Below are 20,052 nucleotides of genomic sequence, written 5' to 3'. Positions count from 1 at the left end.
TCGTATCATATGTCACTAGTGTGAGGAGGATCCCCCTTGACTAATACGGATTTGAATGGACGGGAAAATAATACAAGTATGATTGAAGAAAATACAAATTTGCGTACAAGTCAGCAAACATGGGAGCACTTTTTTTCCTTATTTACAAAAGCCATTATTATAACAGATATGGAATTGAATATAATATCAAAAAATGAGCAGGCGGTTAATTTGTACAGGCAGTTAGGGAGCGAGGGTTCACCTGGTAATCTACGGGAGTTTCTTTTATCAGTACCCAATACGTTCATTGAAGACCATATTAGTAAATTGAATCAGAAGGGTTATTCAGAGGATAAATGGTTTTTAAAGGCTTCTGGACCATTTACAGTTGGACTTGAAGTAAATGCTGTTCTGGATCCACATTCTGAGAGGATAACCTATATGTTACTTCCATCAAATAATGGGTTTAAGAAGGGTGATGCAAGTCAGGATAATCTGTACGCCGATATCATAAATGACTTAAAGTGCTATATCATCATCCATACAAAAGAAGGTATTATTGTAGATGGAAATAAAGCATTTTGTGAGCTCGTAAATATAGATAAAGCAAAAATTCTTGGAAAAAGCCTATATCAATTTATTACAACGGCTTACAAAGATAACTTTGAAACAATACTCAATCACTTACCTTCGAATAGTTCCAATTTGCGTCTAATTGAACTTCTAGTGGATTCAAAGGAGATTACATACCAATATACTACCCATTTTAATTTTTACAGCGGTTTATACTATACGGTTATCTATGATGTCCTTGAAGAATCGGATCATCATCATCTGATTGAAGGAATTCAAAATGTGTTTTGCCAATCAATGGATGGGATTTTTATGGTAGATTCTAAAGGAAAGATCCTTCAGGCCAATGAACATGTTTGTGCCTTGTTTGAAAAGTCCCATGTAGACTTAATCAATATGAATATAATGGATATCAGAGGTGATAAGACAGATACCTTATTCTATTCGGAAACTTTGAAAAGCATGGATGACCAAGAGAAAACGGAACTAATCTGCCATTTTTCAAGTGGGAAAAAGAAGATTCTTGAGTTAACAAAGAAACAGATTAGCAAAAGTCCATATACCCTTTTTCTCTGTAAGGATATTAGTGATAAGCGAGAGATGGAACAAGAGCTTCGCATATCAGAAAATAAATTCAAGAAAATTTTTGACGGTACTTTTGATGGGATTATTATCTGGGGTTCAGACGGCAGGATTTTTGATATTAATGAACCTGGGGCTGCGATTATTGGGGCTCCAATTAAGGATATACAAAACAAAGGATTACGAGAAATATTTAAGCTGAGCGGCCAGCAGATCAAACATTTACAGAGGCATATATCGTTAATTAACAAAAATAAACACCATCACTTTGTGTGTGAACTTGCATGCAGAGACGGACAAAGTAAACAACTGGATTTTTCATCGAGGCTGGATATAATACCTGGTAAGAATTTAACAATCTTTAGAGATGTAACGGATAAACTAAGGATGGAGGAACAATTGAAAAAATCAGACACATTAAATGTAGTGGGAGAGTTGGCTGCTGGGATTGCCCATGAAATCAGAAACCCGATGACTGCTTTGAAAGGTTTTATTCAATTGCTGGAAGGAAGTTTACATGGCGAATATTCAACGTATTTTCAGGTTATATCATCTGAATTGCAAAGAATTGAAACGATAATCACGGACTTTCTAATCCTTGCAAAGCCACAGGCTGTTTCCTATCAAGTCAAACAGGTTAATACCATTATTGCTAATACGTTGGATCTTTTAAGCGCACAGGCATCTATGCTGAATATTCAATTTCATACACATTTTTCCAAAATCCCTCCGATCCATTGTGAGAGCAACCAACTTAAGCAAGTTTTTATAAATTTAATCAAAAATGCTATTGAAGCCATGCCTGCAGGTGGATTTATTGATATTACAACAGAATTATTTTTTGATAATCATGTAATAATTTCGATACAGGATTATGGAACTGGAATCTCAGAGGCTGTCCTTGATAAGTTAGGAGAACCATTTTATACAACCAAAGAAAAGGGTACAGGTCTCGGATTGATGGTTACCTATAAAATTATTGAAGAGCATGCCGGCTGGATTGAAGTGGCAAGTGAAGAAGGGAAAGGAACTCTGTTTCAAATCTATCTGCCTATTAATCATGAATTCTCATAATAATAAAGAAATATGAGGAAGTGAGAAACTCTTTCATCCAATGGGGGTTTCTTATTTTTTGATTTGAGGATTTTGCTGAATAATGTATAAAAAATAAGTAATCATCATTGTTTTTTGTCTATTTTTGCGATAGTATTTACAATGTTTTGTAATTTTGGCATAATTCTTTTTAATGTATTTGTGGAAATTAGAAGGAGGAGCTTTTTCTTGCAGAATCGAAAAGAAAGTCTTGAAACAGCCATACGAACTATAAGAGAAAAGATGATTAGTCATGCCACGACAAATGGTTTTTTAGATGAAGGAACATTAAAATTGAGCAGGCAGCTTGACCAGTTAATAATAGAGCATATCAGAATGGAATACTCAATAGTTAGTTAGTAAATTGTTTTAGGAATGATTAAAGATTGTTATTGGCGTTGTCTCTTAATTGAGTATCACTCCGTTTTTTTTAAAACAACTCCTCCATACTGTATGGCTATTCTCTTAGGATCAAGTGTAAGATGCAAAGCCGAATCCGACCTTTCAAACAGTTTTAGGTAAGAGCAATTAATCCAATCCTCCTCAGTAGGTTCATCCGATGTATTAGGGCTAGGCTGATTCATATACCATTCTGCGAGTCAACATAATCGGAACAGATGCTAATGAAAGCTTATGGGGACACCCAAACTGTATGAACTAAAACTTTTATATCTTCCGTATACATCTTCCAGCCAAAATCTTCTTAAGTTTCAATGACTCTGCTCTTAAGATGTATACTTATAAAAGAAAATTATAGCCTCAAATAGACTAGAGGAACAGAAAGGTAGTAGGACCACCATAATCGGAAGATTGAACTATTGTATAAATACGAATAACACCATTACTATATAGTTTTACTTTTTAAATGGAAAGAAGTATAATTACGCGGATGATAATCTGAATTTTAACCGTCAAATGTAGGTGATTAGATATGGAAGAACAAAATCAATCTTTAAAAATATTTATTGTCCTGTCGAGAGCTTACCGGGCAATCAGTGACTATACAAATAAATATATTCAAAAATCAGGAGTTAACCCTACCGAATTTGCAGTACTTGAACTTCTTTATCATAAAGGAGATCAGCCATTGCAGCATATAGGAGATAAAATATTACTTGCCAGTGGCAGTATAACCTATGTTGTAGATAAACTGGAAAAAAAACAATTATTAAAAAGAGTTGCAAGCCCTTCTGACAGACGTGTGACCTATGCGCAAATAACTGATAAGGGCAAGGAATTCCTGGAAGGTATATTTCCTGAGCATCAGGAACGAATTGAGGGTTTAATGGATGATTTAACAGCTGAAGAGAAAAAAATTGTGATTGAACTTCTAAAAAAAATAGGCAAATCTGTCCCTCTTAAATAAATATCTGTACCCATTTAATCATAGAGGTCTGTATTCTAATAAAAGAATAGGATAAGCTCTTATACATAGGTTAGCTGTCGATTATTTCGACAGCTATTTTTTTGCCTGATGAAATTGACCAGATTTGAGTAATGAACAGACAGTGTCATATATACTCTGATTATTCCAAGATAGGAGAGATGTCTTTTTATATTTCAAATGGGCTATATTCCATCCAAGGCCTTACAAAAAACATTTATTCATAAAGACACTCAACCTGCATAAAGTGAGAATAAGCGGGGGAGGGACAAGGGTGAATAATGAGCGTGTAAGTATCTTCCAGGTTGCAGCTGTATATGTTGGTACGGTAATTGGAGCGGGTTTTGCAACTGGTAAGGAAATATATGAATTTTTTACCCAATATGGAATTTATGGTTTATTTGGCATTGTCCTTGCAGGTTTTATCTTTATTAGGATTGGCAGTAAAATAATGATTATTGCTTTACATAAAAATTTAAAAAATTATATGGAATTCAACGATTGGCTATTTGGTAAAAGTATATCCTTTGTTGTCAATATTCTGTTTATGGGTATGCTGATTGGGGTTACAGGTGTTATGATGGCAGGAGTTGGCGGCCTGTTTGAAGAGCAATTAGGCTTTTCTAAAACCGGTGGAATGATTTTTACGACGTTTCTCTCAGTTGTTGTGATGAGCTGGGGGACTAAGGGATTATTATCGATTAATACGTTTGTGGTGCCGGCGATGATTGTCTTTAATTTAGCCCTAATGTGCATTTCTATAGTCAATATCAATCCTATCCATACTTTGTTTAACGTTCCGGATTCAGTTAGCTGGAAAATCATTTTATCACCCTTTTCCTATGCGGCATTTAATCTGGCATTGACGCAGGCTGTCCTTGTCCCGCTTGCAGTCGAAATTCAGGATGAAAATATAATCCGAAAAGGGGCTAATTTAGGAGGTTTTATATTAGCCATTATTTTGGTGAGCAGCCATATTTCCCTATCATCCGTGACGGGAATAGGGCTTATGAATATACCAACTGCCTATGTAATGAAACAGATTGCACCGTTTTTATATGGGCTCTATTTATTCATTATTTTTGGAGAAATTTTTTCAAGCTTAATTGGGAATGCCTTTGGGCTTGAAAGGCAACTGAAAAAAACAACCGAATTACCTTCCTGGTCGCTTTATGTTGGGATATTCGCGATTTGTTTATGTGTAGGACAGATGGATTACGGCCCGTTAATTTCTTTGTTGTATCCGATTTTTGGGTACATTAGTTTAAGCTTTTTACTATTAATAGCTGTGAGAAAATAAGACCTGTTACCATTAGTGAGGGATAAAAGCTCCCTGTATAGCAGGCATAAAGAAAGAGAAGGGAGTTTCCCTTCTCTTTAGTGTTTTTATTTATAAAGTTAAAATAATCGGTTCATTTTTTGTCACGATAATGGTGTGCTCACATTGTGCAACCAAGCTCTTATCGCTTGTTATAAACGTCCAGCCATCACCGGCTTCTGTCACCATTGTAGCTTTTGTGGAGATAAACGGTTCAACAGCTAAAACTGTGCCTTCCTGAAGAAGTTCAGAATCCCATGGATCATAATAGTTTAAAATATGATCTGGTTTTTCATGCAGGCTTCTTCCAATTCCATGGCCAGTTAGGTTTTTAATTACATTAAATCCATTTTGTTTGGCTGTATTGTAAACAGCTTTACCAATTTGATTTTTTTTGGATCCGGCTTTTGCTTTGCTGATTCCGTGATGGAAGGCATCTACTGCACATTGGCATAAGTTTTCTTTTTGACTGGTTGTAGAGCCGACGGGAAATGAAATGCCCGTATCACCATAATATCCATTTAATACGGCGGAGACATCGATATTTACCATATCGCCTTCGTTTATAATCCGTTTACCTGGAATTCCATGAGCTACTTCTTCGTTCACGCTGATACATGTATATCCGGGGAAATCATACTCGTTTTTTGGAGCAGACACAGCACCTGTTTCTTCAAATAATTTCTTTGCGATTAAGTCAAGTTCCAACGTTGTAATCCCAGGAACTGTTGCGGCTTTCAGAGTTTCCCTGACACGTGAGACTACTGCGCCTACTGCTTTTAATCCTTCTAAGTCTTTATCGTTTTTTACAATCATGATACTAAACCCGCTTTCTGTTATGCTCTTCATTCGTATGAAAAGTTTAGTTGAAAGGTTCCAAATGGAATCGATTCTTATTATTATATCTAAGTTTCTAACAAAATTAAAGTAAGGGATGTTAAGGCTAAAAATAAAAACGAGGACAATTAAGCCTCGTTCTTTAGATTATTCGTATATAATTTTATAATTTTTATGATTGACAACCGTTTTTTCTTCCAGCTCCAATTCATCAAAATTCTCCATTAAAGTTAAATCCACAATGACAGAGTTTTCATTCACTTTCTCAACAATTCCGCGTAAACCATTGCGAAATTCAATCAAATTGCCTACATCAGCTTTCTTCATCATGTTCACACCTTTTCAGTTTAGTAAAGTTGTCAAGATATCTAAATAGTAAACTTATCTTTGAATATGGGGATTGGAAGGTTGCTTATATAGTAAAAATCCCTACTATTTAGTTTATGTGGAATTAATATTGTAATTATAGTATAAATTGTGATTAATTGGAATCTTAATAGAGCAAATAATCACTATTTTTCTGACCATATGGAATACTTGTTTACGATGGGAGTTAAAGAGTATGATGTTGATGTATAACTAAGGAGGTTATGTTAATGAATAAAGAAGAAATTCAATCATTATTTGATCAATTAAAGAATGGCGATATAGATAAACTGGATGTTAAAAAACAGGATTTCATGGCTTTTCGCTCTGTGCTAGTGGAGAGGGAAGATTTTAAACATTTTCGCGGTACAGCTCATATAGGCGGTGATCTAACCTATCAATATTTTAAGGATCCCCGTAGTTAAATGGAATAGACAAACCCAATTGCTTAAAATTGGGTTTGTGTTAGTTTATGGCGTAAGAAGAACATTTACAGTTAGAAAGCGTCTGGATGCGTATGAAGATAGCCCTTTATTTTTTTTAATGTCGTTTGTTTCCAGGATTTTACCGTTGCATAGGTTGTGTTGTATTCGTATGCAATATCTGTAATGGTTTTACCAAATTGAATGTATTCAAACAGCCAATTATATTGGTTATTTGTTAAGGATGTAAGTAAAGGCTTAGGAAAGTACCATTCCAGGCTAAGCACATCATCTTCAACTTTTAAAAGATCCCAGTATTCAGGTGATTTTTTTGATTCTCTTTCACTTATTTTAGTTGACTTACAAAGCTGTATAAGCATTTTACCTTGTATGGATTTATATGCATAAGAGAGGAATTGACCTTTTGCTGGATCAAAGTTAAGGCTTGCCTCCCAAAGAGCAATTAATCCTATTTGATAATATTCATCATGATCACATATGATATGAAGCTTTTTTATCATATGATGAATTAATGGATTATATTGGCTAACTAATAAATCAAAATTATCCACATTGACCCTTCCTTGTGAGGAGCGACCTCTATTTTCCCGGGTATCTCTAAAGTAAGGGGTAAGTTCGTTGTTGTAAAAAAATGAAATACGAAAATATGATGTGTTATTTAGCCGAAAATCGTTTATTTTTAATTAAAATGGATTATATTTTTAAAATTATGGACTTATTTTGTGGAATCTGTACATTTTAATAATTTAAGAAAGGAAATTGGCATATGAATAGTAAAAATCAAGTTGTATTAGTAACGGGCGCTGCAAACGGAATTGGAAAAGAAATCGCAACACAATATGCATTAAAGGGAGCAACTGTTGTATTAACCGATATAGAGGAAGAAACAGGAAGGGTAGTAGAAGCAGATTTAAGGGGAAAGGGACACGAAGTTTCATTTATTGGAGCTGATCTCAGTAAAGAAGAAGACTGCCTTCATCTAATGAAAGTAATTAAAGATAAATGGAATAAGCTCAACATCCTTATAAATAATGCGGGGGTGTCAGCATTTACTCCGTTTTTTGAGTTGGAAACAGAAGAATGGGATCGTATTATTAATACAAATTTACGAAGTGTATTTATCCTTTCAAGAGAAGGAGCTAAAATCATGGACGAAGAGGGTGGTTCGATTATTAATATTGCGTCTACCCGTGCAATCCAATCTGAACCAAATTCAGAAGCCTATGCTGCGTCAAAAGGTGGAATCCTTGCCCTAACTCATGCATTAAGCGCTTCATTAGCTGAAAAAGGCATTTGTGTAAATAGTATAAGCCCTGGCTGGATCCAAACGGATCATTACTCTGCTTTACGTGAAATGGATCACACTCAGCATTTCTCAGGCAGAGTCGGAAAGCCATCAGACATAGCAAAAGCATGCTTGTTTTTAAGTGACCCCGAAAACGATTTTATTAATGGAGAAAATTTGGTGATTGATGGCGGTATGACCAGAAAAATGATTTATAAAGATTGATATATTTTAATAGATAAAATGATTGGACAGGTTCTTCAAATTTGTCATTATAAATACCTTTGTTGTAAAATCGAGAAAGATATACAATACTTACTTGTATTGCCAAGCTATATATATAGTTGTGAACCATTTATGTTTCATTCATTATTATAGTTTAGATTAATTTATGGTTCTAAATATGTAAAAGCAGTTGAAAAATTTAGATTTTTTCTGTACATTCTTCTTATAGGGTATAGCCTATATTGTGAGGAAAGGTACATAATTCAACTGTACATCATTTTATACATAGGACCGGTTGAAACTGGGTAAAATCATAAAGATGTAAGCAGCTAGAATTAATTATGGCCAAAACACAACAATAACTATTAATAAAGGAGTTCGATTACTTTGGTACAAAAAACTTTTCATGTAACTGCAGAAACAGGAATTCATGCTCGTCCGGCAACTTTGCTAGTACAAGCAGCAGGTAAATTCAATTCAGATATCAACTTAGAATATAAAGAAAAGAAAGTAAATCTTAAATCAATCATGGGTGTTATGTCTCTTGGAATCGGCAGTGGATCTGATATCACGATTATTGCTGAAGGAAGTGACGAACAAGACGCATTAAATGCGATCGAAGAAACACTTACAAAAGAAGGATTGGCTAACTAATGACAACTATGTTAAACGGGATAGCGGCATCTAATGGAATCGTCATAGCAAAAGCTTATCGTTTAATGGAGCCAGATTTAACTGTAACAAAGAGCACTATTTCTGACATTGACACAGAATTAACACGCCTCGAGGAGTCTGTAAAGAAAGCCCAGACCGAATTGGAAACAATCCGTGAGAAGGTTAAAACAGAACAAGGTGAAGATAAAGCAGCCATTTTTGATGCTCATATCCTTGTTTTGAATGACCCTGAGCTGCTTGGTGCTGTACAGGATAAAGTTAAGTCTGAAAGTATCAATTCTGAATTTGCCATGCGTGAAATTGCTGATATGTTCATTACCATGTTTGAACAAATGGACAACGAATATATGAAAGAAAGAGCAGCAGATATTCGCGATGTGACAAAACGGGTAATCAGTCATTTGCTGGGTGTGCAAATTCCAAATCCAAGCATGATTGCTGAAGAAGTGATTGTCGTTTCTGAAGATTTAACGCCTTCAGATACCGCTCAATTAAACAGAGAATTCGTTAAAGGTTTCACAACAGATATTGGTGGACGTACTTCACACTCCGCAATTATGGCTCGCTCACTTGAAATACCGGCCGTTGTAGGAACTAAACAAGCAACTGAAACGATTCAAAATGGCGATATGATCATACTTGATGGGCTTAAAGGTGAAGTGCACATTAATCCGACACCTGAACTAATCGAAGAATATAAAAAAGCGGCTGATGAGTATGCTAAGCAAAAACTTGAATGGGCAAAGCTTGTTAATGAAAAAACAGTAACTGAAGATGGCCATCATGTTGAATTGGCAGCTAATATTGGTACTCCTAAAGACCTTGAAGGAGTAAAAGCAAATGGTGCTGAGGCTGTTGGATTATACAGAACTGAATTCCTGTATATGGGCAGAGATAATCTTCCTAGTGAAGAAGAACAGTATGAATCTTATAAAGCCGTACTAGAAGGCATGGACGGTAAGCCGGTCGTCGTTCGTACATTGGACATCGGTGGAGACAAAGAGCTTCCATATCTTGACCTGCCAAAGGAAATGAATCCATTCCTTGGGTTCCGTGCCATTCGTTTATGCCTTGAGGAGTTATCTATTTTCAGAACTCAGCTAAGAGCACTTCTACGTGCAAGTGTATATGGAAATTTACGAATTATGTTCCCGATGATTGCTACATTGGATGAATTCCGTTCTGCTAAAAAAGTACTTGAAGAAGAGAAAGCTAAATTGATACAGGAAGGCATTGAAGTATCAGATTCCATACAATTAGGAATTATGGTAGAGATTCCTTCTACTGCAGTTATCGCAGATTTATTTGCTAAAGAAGTAGATTTCTTCAGTATTGGAACGAATGACTTGATTCAATATACAATGGCTGCAGATCGAATGAACGAACGTGTATCTTACTTGTATCAACCATATAATCCTGCCATTTTACGTTTGGTGAAAATGGTTATCGACGCAGCTCACAAAGAAGGCAAATGGGCCGGAATGTGTGGAGAAATGGCTGGGGATGAACTGGCTATTCCGTTGCTTGTTGGTTTAGGGTTGGATGAGTTTTCAATGAGCGCAACATCTGTATTGCGTGCACGTTCCCAAATTAAAACACTTTCTCGAACTGAAATGCAGGAGTTGGCTGAAAAGGCTATTCAAATGCAAACAGCAGCAGATGTTGTTGAAATGGTTAAAGAAGCAACTGCTAAGAAATAATTTAGTAATTTATAAAGAGACGTGTTTATTTAATTGTATGCAGGGGTAAATTAAAGATGGACACAAAACAGCAACATGCTTTTAGTGACCCCCCTTTCTTAATCAACTGGTTTACCAGTTGATTTTTTTTGTTATTATAGAGGTATAGGAGGGAATAGTATGCAAAATTTACATATTGGTTTCATCGGAATTGGTGTCATGGGTAAAAGTATGGCAAGAAACCTTATGAAGGCGGGTTATCCTGTCAGTATTTATTCCAGAACAAAATCCAAATGTGAAGATATACTTTCCGAAGGGGCAGAATGGCAGGGAACTCCCCGAGCAATTGCAGAGAATACGAACGTCCTGATAACGATGGTAGGTTATCCATCAGATGTTGAAGAAATTTATTTGGGGTCGGAAGGTTTATTGAACTATGCTAAAGCAGGCTCTTATTTGATTGATATGACAACATCTGCTCCGACACTGGCAAAAAAAATATATGCTGCCGGTAAAGAAGTAGGATTACATGTACTTGATGCGCCAGTGTCTGGTGGTGATATTGGTGCTAAAAATGCTAATCTTGCTATTATGGTTGGCGGCGATCAAGCGGATTTTGATACTATGCTGCCAGTATTTAAAGCAATGGGGACAAATATTATTTATCAGGGGGATGCAGGATCGGGGCAACATACGAAACTATGTAATCAAATAGCCATCGCTACTAATATGATTGGTGTATGTGAAGCCATTGTGTATGCGGAAAAATCAGGTTTAAATCCTGAAACCGTGTTAAAAAGCATTTCAACCGGTGCGGCAGGAAGTTTTTCCTTAACTAATTTAGCACCGAGAATACTAAAAGGTGATTTTGAACCAGGGTTTTATATCAAGCATTTTATTAAAGACCTAAAGATTGCGTTAGAAGAGACAGAGCGATTGGGGCTGGACTTTCCCGGATTGTCTCTTGCCAAATCCATGTATGAAAAATTATCGGATATGGGAAAAGAGGATTGCGGTACCCAGGCTTTATATAAATATTATGCTGGACCAACCAATTTTTAAATAAAAGAAAGCATTTCGTGAATAGGCACTATGCCTGAACGAAATGCTTCCTTTTATTTTGTCTGTTGATTCAGAAAATGTTCAAGTCTGTTTAATCCTTCTACAAGTTGTTCCATGGAAACGGCATAGGATAAACGAAAATATCCTTCACCAAACTCCGAAAAGGCAGAACCAGGCACAACAGCTATTTTTTCAGTCTGAACAAGCTTTAAGGCAAAATCCAAAGAACTTTTAAAGCCATTCGGTATTTTAATGAAAAAGTAAAAAGCTCCATCAGGAAGCACAGTCTGCAGTTTCATTGCAGTAAGTCTTCTATAAACGTAATCGCGCCGTTTTGTATATTCCTCTCTCATTGTGGCTGAATCATGTTCGCCATTTTTCAAAGCCTCCAGAGCAGCCATTTGTGAGATTGACGTGGCACAGGATACGTTATATTGATGAACCTTTATCATATGTTTAACAATGGATTTTGGTGCCATCAGGAAACCGATTCGCCATCCGGTCATTGAATGTGATTTTGAGACCCCATTTATGGTAATCGTTTGGTCTTTTATAATAGATCCTATCGACGTATGATTTCTGTCCAAGGTTAATTCACTGTAGATTTCATCAGCAAGGATGAACACTTCTTTCCCTCTAACAAGGTCTGCGATTTCTTCCAGTTCTTCTCTCATCAATGAAACACCGGTTGGATTGGATGGATAAGGGAGAACAATACATTTTGTTTTTTCAGTTAGGTTGGCCTCGATTAATTTCGGGGTTATTTTAAAAGCGGTATTTCTTGTGTCCACATGGACTGCACTCCCCCCTGCTAACTGAATTAAGGGTTCGTAACCGGGATATACAGGTCCGGGTAAAATGACTTCGTCTCCAGGTGATAAAATAGTTCGAAAGGCAATGTCAATCGCCTGGCTTGCCCCTACGGTGATGAGAATTTCTTCAACAGGATCATAGTCAAGTGAATAATGGGTGTGCATAAATTTTGCTACTTCTTGCCGGAGTTCCAGTAGACCGGCATTATGGGTGTAGGTGGTACAATCACTTTGAATGGCGTCCATTGCTTTGTCTTTTATATGTAAGGGTGTTGGAAAATCGGGTAAACCCAGTGTGAAAGACAGTACATCATCAATCTCGGATACCATATTATAAAACTTTCTAATACCGGAGATTTCAATTCCTTTTACATGAGGATTTATTAAGTGTTCCATTCCAAATCATACCTCCTAAAAACATTTCTTTTCTTATTATAAGGTTGCTTTAAGAATGTGTACACTATCCTGAGTTTAATGATTCAAAGAAGATTCTGAATGATGCTTATATGTATTTGGGAATACTATGGGTACTATGTTTAGTTTTATTGGGGGGAAAATATGTACCAGCTACTTGCTAAGGAACAAAACGGGTGTATGAAGCCAATAACATTAGAAGAATATCAAAAGAAGGACTTTAACCTGGTGTGGATCGATATGGTTGCACCAACAGAATCAGAGGCAGATAAACTTCTTCGAAAACTGTTTAAATTTCACCCTCTGACGGTTGAGGATTGCCTTGACCAAATCAATCAGAGACCTAAAGTTGATTTTTACCAATCGTATATGTTTTTTGTAATCTATTCGTTAGATGGAAAACTGGAAAGAAATGAAATAGATATTTATGTGGATGAAAAAGTAATAGTGACGGTCCATTCAAATCCAATTCAAGAAATGGAGGAAGTATGGGGATCAGCCGACCAAATGGATACACCTATCCATATCCTTCATAAAATCCTGGATGCAGTGGTAGATGCTTATTTCCCGAGAGCATATCAAATAGAGGAACAGTTGAATTTTTTGGAGGATCATCTGCAATATTCTTTCAAAAATGATCCAATGAATCAACTGTATGAGATTCGAACGATGATATCAAAATTAAGAAGAATTATATTGCCAATGAATGAATTAATGTACAGCATTATTCATTCTGAAAGAATAAGTGCTCTTTCTGAACATCATCATTACCTGAACGATGTCTATGACCATCTGTTGAAATTAAAAGAACTAGTTGATGGATATAAAGAATTCTCTACGGATTTGAGAGATAGTTATATGGCCGTCAGTTCAAACAAAATGAATGAAACGATGATGACTTTAACAATTATTACGACTATTTTCATGCCTTTAACATTTATAGCAGGACTATATGGAATGAATTTTTCTAAAATGCCAGGTTTAGCTTTAAAAAATGGTTATTGGTATGTCATTTCGTTCATGGTGATTATATCGGTAATCATGATGATTTTATTTATGTTAAAAGGATGGTTATTCCGACGAACCTATCAAAAAAAATTATAAAAAAGGAAGGCCTCCGCAGTATGATATGCTCCTCTAAGGGTAGGCGGATTAAAGAATAAGCTTAGAGGGGAATATATTCAACAGTGGGCCTTTTTTATTAATAACCGTATTCCCAATCTATTTCTTCGGGATGCCAAATCGTAAGTTGGGGTTTAACATCATGAGATTCTTCAATGTGTATATTCATATATTTCTCTGCATCAGTGAACCTAATATCCTCTACACAAGCAACTACATGGCTTTCTTCATATAAAATGGCAGTACCTTTCATAATCGGAGACCTTCTTTCTTAGCATATAAGATTGATCTTTATGCTTTAACCGTATGATAATCCGTTTCTGGACAACCGTCTATAACTTTGAGTAAAGCTCCACATAATATACATAGTTATGGAATAAATTTTATTTTTGAATGTAAAGAGTTTAATTTAATCCGATAATAAATAGAAAGGGCAATATCAAAAATTGTTTTTATTATAAGGGAAGTAAAGCATAAGGAAAATGGAAGGGCGCTGATTAAAGTGAATGAACAGAAGGGGATCCTGCTCGAGAGTGGTACGAATGAGTTAGAAATTGTTGAATTCGGTATCGGGGATCATAAATTTGGTATTAATGTTATAAAGGTTAAGGAGATTATTAATCCTGTACCTATAACCGGGGTTCCGCAGACCCATAATTATGTGGAAGGGATCATTGAACTGCGTGGAGAGATTCTACCAGTAGTGGATATTGCGAAGTCACTGAATCTTCCGGTATCTATGCAACCGGAAAAAGATAAATTTATTGTAACTGAGTTTAATAAAATGAAAGTGATTTTTCATGTACATACTGTTACGCAAATCCATAGGATTTCATGGAATCAAATTGAAAAACCATCGGAAATGTATCAAGGGGTAGATAGTCAAATCACTGGTGTAATAAAAATGAATAATGATATGTTATTATTGCTTGACTATGAAAAAATCATTCTGGAAATTAACCCGGACTCAGGGATAACGGTTGCTCAGATTCAAAAATTAGGGGTTAGAGAAAGATCAGAAAAACGCTTGTTAATTGCTGAAGATTCCCCGTTATTGCGGAAGCTATTACAGGAGACACTAAAAGAAGCTGGTTATGAACAACTAGATTTCTTTGAAAATGGTCAGGATGCGCTAGCCTTTTTGGAAAGTAAGGCACAAGCAGGTACCTTACAAGAGGATATACAGTTGGTCATAACAGATATTGAAATGCCGCAAATGGACGGGCATCATTTTACAAAAAGAATAAAAGAAAATTCAGCCTTATCTTACTTGCCTGTCATTATCTTTTCATCATTGATAACAAATGATTTAAAGCATAAGGGAGAGCTGGTAGGAGCCGATGCACAAATCAGTAAACCTGAAATAGCTGAACTGGTTAAACAAATAGACCGCTTTTTACAAAAATAAAGCTGTTGAACGAAAGGTTCAGCAGCTTTATTTTTTCCAACTTTGATATGGATAGGATTCGCCAAGGCGAGTAAAAGTAGGTTTGTAATATTTCTTGCTTTTCTCTTTATGTTGATCTTCATTGGGATGTTCCTTGCAGCCGGTATAAGACATCAATAATTTTTTTGCTTTAGATAAGGATAATCGTGAAGATGGATTTCTCACTTCTTTTGATAAATGGCCAAGATGTGTTAATGTTTGAAAATCATCTTTTGAGGGTGGGATATGGAATGTGTATCTTCCACATTGTATAAGTACATCTGATTGTTGGAAGCTTAAGTGAGGGTGGTCCGAATACTGCAGACCTATTTTTTTTGCTTTTCCTTCTTCAAGCATTTTAATAATGGTTTTTTTCTTTAGTTTGTATAAGAATTTAGGGTCTGGTGCAGTTTTCGCATGCCTGTTCACAGAATAGATGGCTTCCCCCAAATCATCAGCAGTAAAGCAGGCGGGATTGGGATGTTTCCCATTATTTTGGTTCATAAGTTTCCCTTTCTTCTAAGAATATTTCTTCATATAATGTATAAGCCTATATTTGATTATAACGTGTTCGGCTATGGGATAAAAGAGAAAACATTTCTTGTACCTATATATGAATGATTACATGATCTAAGTGTATGGTTAATATTTGGTAAGTAAAGATTGAAGGAAGGGAGGAATCTTTTGTGCATAGGCTATTCATTACGGGCTCTGGAGGCGCACTAGGTGCTTTAGTACGATATGAGGTAGGACGGTGGCTCCCTTCTCCAGACAACGCTATCCCGCTTTCCACCTTATTGGTCAACGGTATTGGAAGTTTTGTTTTGGCCTGCTTAACTTATACTTTGTTTAAAAATAAAAAAAATGAGAGGTTAAAACTATTTTTTGGAACTGGACTTTGTGGTGGTTTTACGACAATGAGTACTTTTGCTTTAGAAGTAACTAATTTGATTACCCTTAATCCTTTTTTTGGTTTTATTTATCTAGTAGTAAGTATGGCGGTGGGACTTGGAATGGCTTGGTTAGGATTTATAACTGTTTCGAGTTTTGGGAGGAGAGTGGCTTGATTCTACTTGTATTAATAGGTAGTTTTTTGGGAACTTGTTTGAGATATTTAATGTCAGACTGGTTCAGTAAGTATAATCGTACATTTCCTGTGGCTACCCTCATGATTAATTTAATCGGTTCGAGTTTAATTGGTATTTTAGCTGGGATTGGTATTGAAAAGGGAACCGGATTCCATATGTTTACTGTTATCGGAGCTATGGGTGCGTTCACTACATTCTCTACCTTTGCAGTTGAAGCTTTGGAATTAATGGTTAGTAAGGATTATCGTTTGTTATGGATTTATACATGTTTTACGTTGGTAGGTTCCATTATTTGTTGTATGGTTTGGTATCATCTGATTAATAATTTCGTTTATTAATCGATAGTAACTATGAATATTCGACAATATATTATAAAATAATTGAAAGAAATGTAATTTATTTCTAAATAAATGAACTGTAAGGTGCCATGTCTATGACAACGTTAAAGAATAACATAAAAAAATATAATGGATATAAACAGATAAATGATATAAAAAGTCAAAATATACTCTTCAATATTTTGTTTCATCATATTGAAGAGTTGGTGTTTGTCATGGAATTTGATGCAGAGAATACATTTCGCTATGCCTTTATAAATGAATCCGCTTATAAATTGACGAATATACCGGAAGATTGCATAGGAAATACATGGTATGATTATTTACCTGAAGAAAAAGCCGGATTACTGCAGCGATATTATGAACAAGTCAGGAATGATAAAGAGCCTGTGTCATTTATGGATGTTTTACTTAATCGTGAGGGTCATGAATGTTTTGGAGAAACAACCATAAGCCCTGTTTATGATGCTGAAGGGAACATATCTTATCTAGTGGGTATTACACATTTGTCAGCCCATTATGGAGTAGAGAATGGATTGGTTATTGAAAGTGAACAAATCTATCGTTCGTTACTGGATCATAATATGGATGCGATTGTTTCTCTTAACCGTAATGGTGATATTCTAACCTGCAATCCTTCGACTATGTCGATTACAGGGTATCAGGAGAAGCATCTTAAAAATCACTCTTTCTTTCACTATATTCATTCGGATGACTGTGGAAGGATTATGAATTTACTGGAGAGGGCCTTAAAAGGGTATTCAATGGAAACATCAGATGTGTTTTTCCTGCATAGAAGAGGCCATTATATACAAATACAACTGAAATCTGTACCAATCGTTGTGAATAATGAGATAAAAGGTGTTTATTTTATTATGCGGGATCTTTCTGAACAGCGGAGAAACACAGAAAAGATTAAATACATGGTCTTACACGATCAATTGACAGGACTTTTAAATCGTTCTGCCTTGATGAAGGATTTACATGAAGCTATACATACTGCAAAAAAATTGAAAAGTGAATTTTCTTTAATCTATATGGATTTGGATCGTTTTAAATTTATGAATGATTCTTTTGGACACCAGTCTGGAGATCAGCTTTTAAAGGTCATCAGTCAGCGTCTTCTATCTCTTCAGGGGGATTGCCATTCTATTTACAGGCAGGGTGGAGATGAGTTTGTCATATTGCTGGAGAATACATCCAGAGAGGGAACAATCCAATTTATTGATAGATTGATAACTATTCTCGAAGAGCCTTTTCATATTGATAAGCAGCAATATTATGTAACAGCGAGTCTGGGAATCAGTATGTATCCTTATGATGGGGTGGATACGGTAGCTTTAATGCAAAAAGCAGATAATGCCCTTTACCAAGTGAAAAAGAGGGGAAGAGCTCACTATTTATTTTACAGTGCGCGTATGAGCAACGATCAATTTTCGAATCCTTTTTTAATGGATACAAGTTTACGAAGAGCCATTGAAAAAAATGAATTGGCCGTATATTATCAGCCTCAAATCAACTTGGTTACAAATGAAACAACCAGTTTTGAAGCATTATTAAGGTGGAACCATTCCAAGTTGGGATATGTTTCTCCAGCAGAATTTATCCCTGTGGCAGAAGATACAGGATTAATCATCCCGATTGGCGAGTGGGTGCTAGAAGAAGTCTGCAGGCAAATCAATAAGTGGAACCTAAGTGGGTATTTTACGAAAGTGGCAATAAATTTATCGCCCAAACAATTTCAGCAGCCGAATATTGTAGAAGTAATCCAACAGTATATGGATAAGTATGAAATTGAGGCTTCATCATTGGAAATAGAAATTACCGAAGGAACGATTCAGGATACGAAAGAAACGAAGGAAACATTAAAAGAAATGAAGAAATTAGGACTGAGTATATCGGTGGATGATTTTGGAACAGGCTATTCATCTTTAAGTTATTTGAAACAGTTTCCCCTAAATACCTTAAAGATAGATCGTTCTTTTATAAGTGAATTAATGACTGACAGTAAGGACGCGGCGATCACGCGGACGATTATCCATTTGGGGCACAGTTTAGGCCTCGAAGTCATCGCGGAAGGCGTTGAGACAAAGGAACAGGTGGATTTCTTGTTAGATATACAATGTGAAAAAGCACAAGGTTTTTATTTTTCAAGACCAATTCCCGCAAATGAAGCTGAGGAGAAATTTTTGAATAAGAAAAAGTAGAAAAGGCAAACAATAGTCCCTCAATATGCCTATAGGACAGACAACAAAAGGTCTCCGAACTTTAGTGCATATAAGAAGTCTATTGTTTGCCTTTATAGCTTCTTCAGGCCTCCTTGACCATTCTGCAAATCTATAACCGTGATTTCTGGACGTGAAAATAATCGATAGGGAATTCGAGTGGTCCCGAGTCCGCGGTTTACATACAAAGATAAATGACCAATTGAATAGGATCCTTCTCTATATTTTTCTGCAAAAGGCGGAGTTACGATAGCGCCTATCAATGGAAATTGAATTTGTCCGCCATGACTATGTCCGCTTAATTGTAATTGAACAGGGTAACTGGTTGTATAATCGGCATAATCAGGAGCGTGAGACATAAGTATAGTAAATAATTCATCTGATTGTTCTGGTATACTTACATCCAGATTGGGCTTGCCAAGCATTGCATCATCAACGCCGCTTATTACGATTTGACTGCCATCCTTCAGGGTAATGATGTTTGATTCATTTACAAGCAGGGTAAATCCACTATTAATCATAATCTCTTTGTACATCTCTGTACCATAACCACCATGGTCATGATTGCCATACACGCTGTATTTACCAAGCGGTGCCTCTAGCTTACTTAATAATGTAGTGAGTTCGGGGGTTACCTGATAATCATTCGGATTATCTATTAAGTCGCCTGTAAAGCAAATAATATCAGGCTGAAGTGATTGAATGGTTTCAACCGTTTTCTCTAAATCTGATAGACTATATTGAAAACCTAAATGAGTATCACTGAACTGGACAATTCTTATATTATGAAATGGTTCAGGAATGAGTGGATGTGAATAGGTGAAATTTGTTAGATCAATCCAAGATGGTTCAATAGTTTTCATATAAAACCGCCCTGCGACAAGAGAGCAAAAAATAGCTGCTACATAGATGAATAATTTCTTAAAGAAGAATCGTCTGGTTATTTTTTTCATTGTAATGTTCCTATCTTATAATGTTATATTTTATCCTATCATTCAATATCTGGATTGTTAAGATGTAGGAGTATTAATTTTTGATTACAAATATATGTGCTATTTGGTCTATAGAATAACGGTTTTAATTAAGGTAAAATCAAAGAATGATGGGTATTTAGATTGACTAGATTT

Annotated in this window: 21 protein-coding genes; 14 read left to right on the top strand and 7 right to left on the bottom strand. The window is 35.8% G+C overall.

Annotated features, from left to right (window positions below; translation table 11 throughout):
* The first annotated feature begins 36 nt into the window (after positions 1-36).
* The 4 genes from AC4G3K_RS07955 (at position 37) to AC4G3K_RS07940 (ending at position 4,910) form a co-directional block, all read left to right on the top strand.
* On the top strand, positions 37-2,208 hold the full coding sequence (locus AC4G3K_RS07955; protein WP_491132963.1) for an ATP-binding protein: 2,172 nt from the start codon (positions 37-39) through the stop codon (positions 2,206-2,208).
* Positions 2,209-2,415: 207 nt separating this feature from the next.
* Positions 2,416-2,586, top strand: coding sequence for a Spo0E family sporulation regulatory protein-aspartic acid phosphatase (locus tag AC4G3K_RS07950; RefSeq protein WP_491076715.1), 171 nt, complete (start codon positions 2,416-2,418; stop codon positions 2,584-2,586).
* Between the two features lie 571 nt (positions 2,587-3,157).
* Entirely contained in the window at positions 3,158-3,592 is a 435-nt protein-coding gene (locus tag AC4G3K_RS07945; RefSeq protein WP_491076716.1) for a MarR family winged helix-turn-helix transcriptional regulator, read from the top strand.
* Positions 3,593-3,884: 292 nt separating this feature from the next.
* Complete coding sequence (locus AC4G3K_RS07940) at positions 3,885-4,910, top strand: YkvI family membrane protein (RefSeq protein ID WP_491132962.1); 1,026 nt, start codon at positions 3,885-3,887, stop codon at positions 4,908-4,910.
* A 90-nt stretch (positions 4,911-5,000) separates the two neighbouring features.
* Here the strand turns inward: AC4G3K_RS07940 and map are convergent, their stop codons facing one another.
* A complete protein-coding gene (gene map, locus AC4G3K_RS07935; protein WP_491076718.1) occupies positions 5,001-5,744 on the bottom strand; it encodes a type I methionyl aminopeptidase in 744 nt (247 codons plus the stop codon).
* A 168-nt stretch (positions 5,745-5,912) separates the two neighbouring features.
* Positions 5,913-6,092: a YkvS family protein gene (locus AC4G3K_RS07930; RefSeq protein ID WP_491077180.1), complete on the bottom strand. Its 180-nt coding sequence runs from the start codon at positions 6,090-6,092 to the stop codon at positions 5,913-5,915.
* Positions 6,093-6,361: 269 nt separating this feature from the next.
* Between AC4G3K_RS07930 and ykzS the strand changes: the two genes are divergently transcribed.
* The gene (gene ykzS, locus AC4G3K_RS07925; protein ID WP_491076719.1) at positions 6,362-6,556 is read left to right on the top strand and encodes a protein YkzS; all 195 of its coding nucleotides are present in this window, start codon (positions 6,362-6,364) and stop codon (positions 6,554-6,556) included.
* 71 nt (positions 6,557-6,627) lie between these two features.
* Here the strand turns inward: ykzS and AC4G3K_RS07920 are convergent, their stop codons facing one another.
* The gene (locus AC4G3K_RS07920; RefSeq protein ID WP_491132960.1) at positions 6,628-7,125 is read right to left on the bottom strand and encodes a sigma-70 family RNA polymerase sigma factor; all 498 of its coding nucleotides are present in this window, start codon (positions 7,123-7,125) and stop codon (positions 6,628-6,630) included.
* Positions 7,126-7,340: 215 nt separating this feature from the next.
* On the opposite strand from AC4G3K_RS07920, the gene AC4G3K_RS07915 reads away from it, so the two are divergent.
* The 4 genes from AC4G3K_RS07915 (at position 7,341) to AC4G3K_RS07900 (ending at position 11,500) form a co-directional block, all read left to right on the top strand.
* Entirely contained in the window at positions 7,341-8,084 is a 744-nt protein-coding gene (locus AC4G3K_RS07915; RefSeq protein ID WP_491132958.1) for an SDR family NAD(P)-dependent oxidoreductase, read from the top strand.
* 387 nt (positions 8,085-8,471) lie between these two features.
* Complete coding sequence (locus AC4G3K_RS07910; RefSeq protein ID WP_491076722.1) at positions 8,472-8,738, top strand: phosphocarrier protein HPr; 267 nt, start codon at positions 8,472-8,474, stop codon at positions 8,736-8,738.
* On the top strand, positions 8,738-10,459 hold the full coding sequence (gene ptsP / locus AC4G3K_RS07905; RefSeq protein ID WP_491076723.1) for a phosphoenolpyruvate--protein phosphotransferase: 1,722 nt from the start codon (positions 8,738-8,740) through the stop codon (positions 10,457-10,459). The genes AC4G3K_RS07910 and ptsP overlap by 1 nt, the downstream gene beginning before the upstream one ends.
* 159 nt (positions 10,460-10,618) lie before the next feature.
* On the top strand, positions 10,619-11,500 hold the full coding sequence (locus tag AC4G3K_RS07900) for an NAD(P)-dependent oxidoreductase (RefSeq protein ID WP_491132957.1): 882 nt from the start codon (positions 10,619-10,621) through the stop codon (positions 11,498-11,500).
* 53 nt (positions 11,501-11,553) lie between these two features.
* Here AC4G3K_RS07900 and AC4G3K_RS07895 read toward each other — a convergent pair whose 3' ends face one another.
* Positions 11,554-12,708 carry an aminotransferase A gene (locus AC4G3K_RS07895; protein WP_491132956.1) on the bottom strand — a complete coding sequence of 385 codons (1,155 nt, stop codon included), beginning with the start codon at positions 12,706-12,708 and terminating at the stop codon, positions 11,554-11,556.
* Positions 12,709-12,870: 162 nt separating this feature from the next.
* Between AC4G3K_RS07895 and corA the strand changes: the two genes are divergently transcribed.
* Positions 12,871-13,830 carry a magnesium/cobalt transporter CorA gene (gene corA, locus AC4G3K_RS07890; RefSeq protein ID WP_491132955.1) on the top strand — a complete coding sequence of 320 codons (960 nt, stop codon included), beginning with the start codon at positions 12,871-12,873 and terminating at the stop codon, positions 13,828-13,830.
* Between the two features lie 97 nt (positions 13,831-13,927).
* Here the strand turns inward: corA and AC4G3K_RS07885 are convergent, their stop codons facing one another.
* The gene (locus AC4G3K_RS07885) at positions 13,928-14,101 is read right to left on the bottom strand and encodes a hypothetical protein (RefSeq protein ID WP_491076727.1); all 174 of its coding nucleotides are present in this window, start codon (positions 14,099-14,101) and stop codon (positions 13,928-13,930) included.
* Between the two features lie 249 nt (positions 14,102-14,350).
* On the opposite strand from AC4G3K_RS07885, the gene AC4G3K_RS07880 reads away from it, so the two are divergent.
* Positions 14,351-15,256: a chemotaxis protein gene (locus AC4G3K_RS07880; protein ID WP_491132954.1), complete on the top strand. Its 906-nt coding sequence runs from the start codon at positions 14,351-14,353 to the stop codon at positions 15,254-15,256.
* A gap of 27 nt (positions 15,257-15,283) precedes the next feature.
* On the opposite strand, the gene AC4G3K_RS07875 is transcribed toward AC4G3K_RS07880, so the two are convergent.
* Positions 15,284-15,778 carry a YkyB family protein gene (locus AC4G3K_RS07875; RefSeq protein ID WP_491076729.1) on the bottom strand — a complete coding sequence of 165 codons (495 nt, stop codon included), beginning with the start codon at positions 15,776-15,778 and terminating at the stop codon, positions 15,284-15,286.
* Between the two features lie 182 nt (positions 15,779-15,960).
* Between AC4G3K_RS07875 and AC4G3K_RS07870 the strand changes: the two genes are divergently transcribed.
* From AC4G3K_RS07870 to AC4G3K_RS07860, 3 genes are all read left to right on the top strand, one after another.
* Positions 15,961-16,341, top strand: coding sequence for a fluoride efflux transporter FluC (locus AC4G3K_RS07870; protein ID WP_491076730.1), 381 nt, complete (start codon positions 15,961-15,963; stop codon positions 16,339-16,341).
* Positions 16,338-16,700, top strand: a complete 363-nt coding sequence (locus AC4G3K_RS07865; protein ID WP_491132953.1) for a fluoride efflux transporter FluC — start codon at positions 16,338-16,340, stop codon at positions 16,698-16,700. Before AC4G3K_RS07870 ends, AC4G3K_RS07865 begins: the two co-directional genes overlap by 4 nt.
* A gap of 95 nt (positions 16,701-16,795) precedes the next feature.
* Positions 16,796-18,907: a sensor domain-containing protein gene (locus tag AC4G3K_RS07860; protein WP_491132952.1), complete on the top strand. Its 2,112-nt coding sequence runs from the start codon at positions 16,796-16,798 to the stop codon at positions 18,905-18,907.
* Positions 18,908-18,999: 92 nt separating this feature from the next.
* Here AC4G3K_RS07860 and AC4G3K_RS07855 read toward each other — a convergent pair whose 3' ends face one another.
* On the bottom strand, positions 19,000-19,878 hold the full coding sequence (locus AC4G3K_RS07855) for a metallophosphoesterase (protein ID WP_491132951.1): 879 nt from the start codon (positions 19,876-19,878) through the stop codon (positions 19,000-19,002).
* Positions 19,879-20,052: the final 174 nt, after the last annotated feature.

The organism is Bacillus sp. z26 (assembly GCF_058313635.1).
The sequence above is the reverse complement of the archived record's forward strand: the minus strand, read 5'-3'. Positions and strand labels throughout refer to the sequence as shown.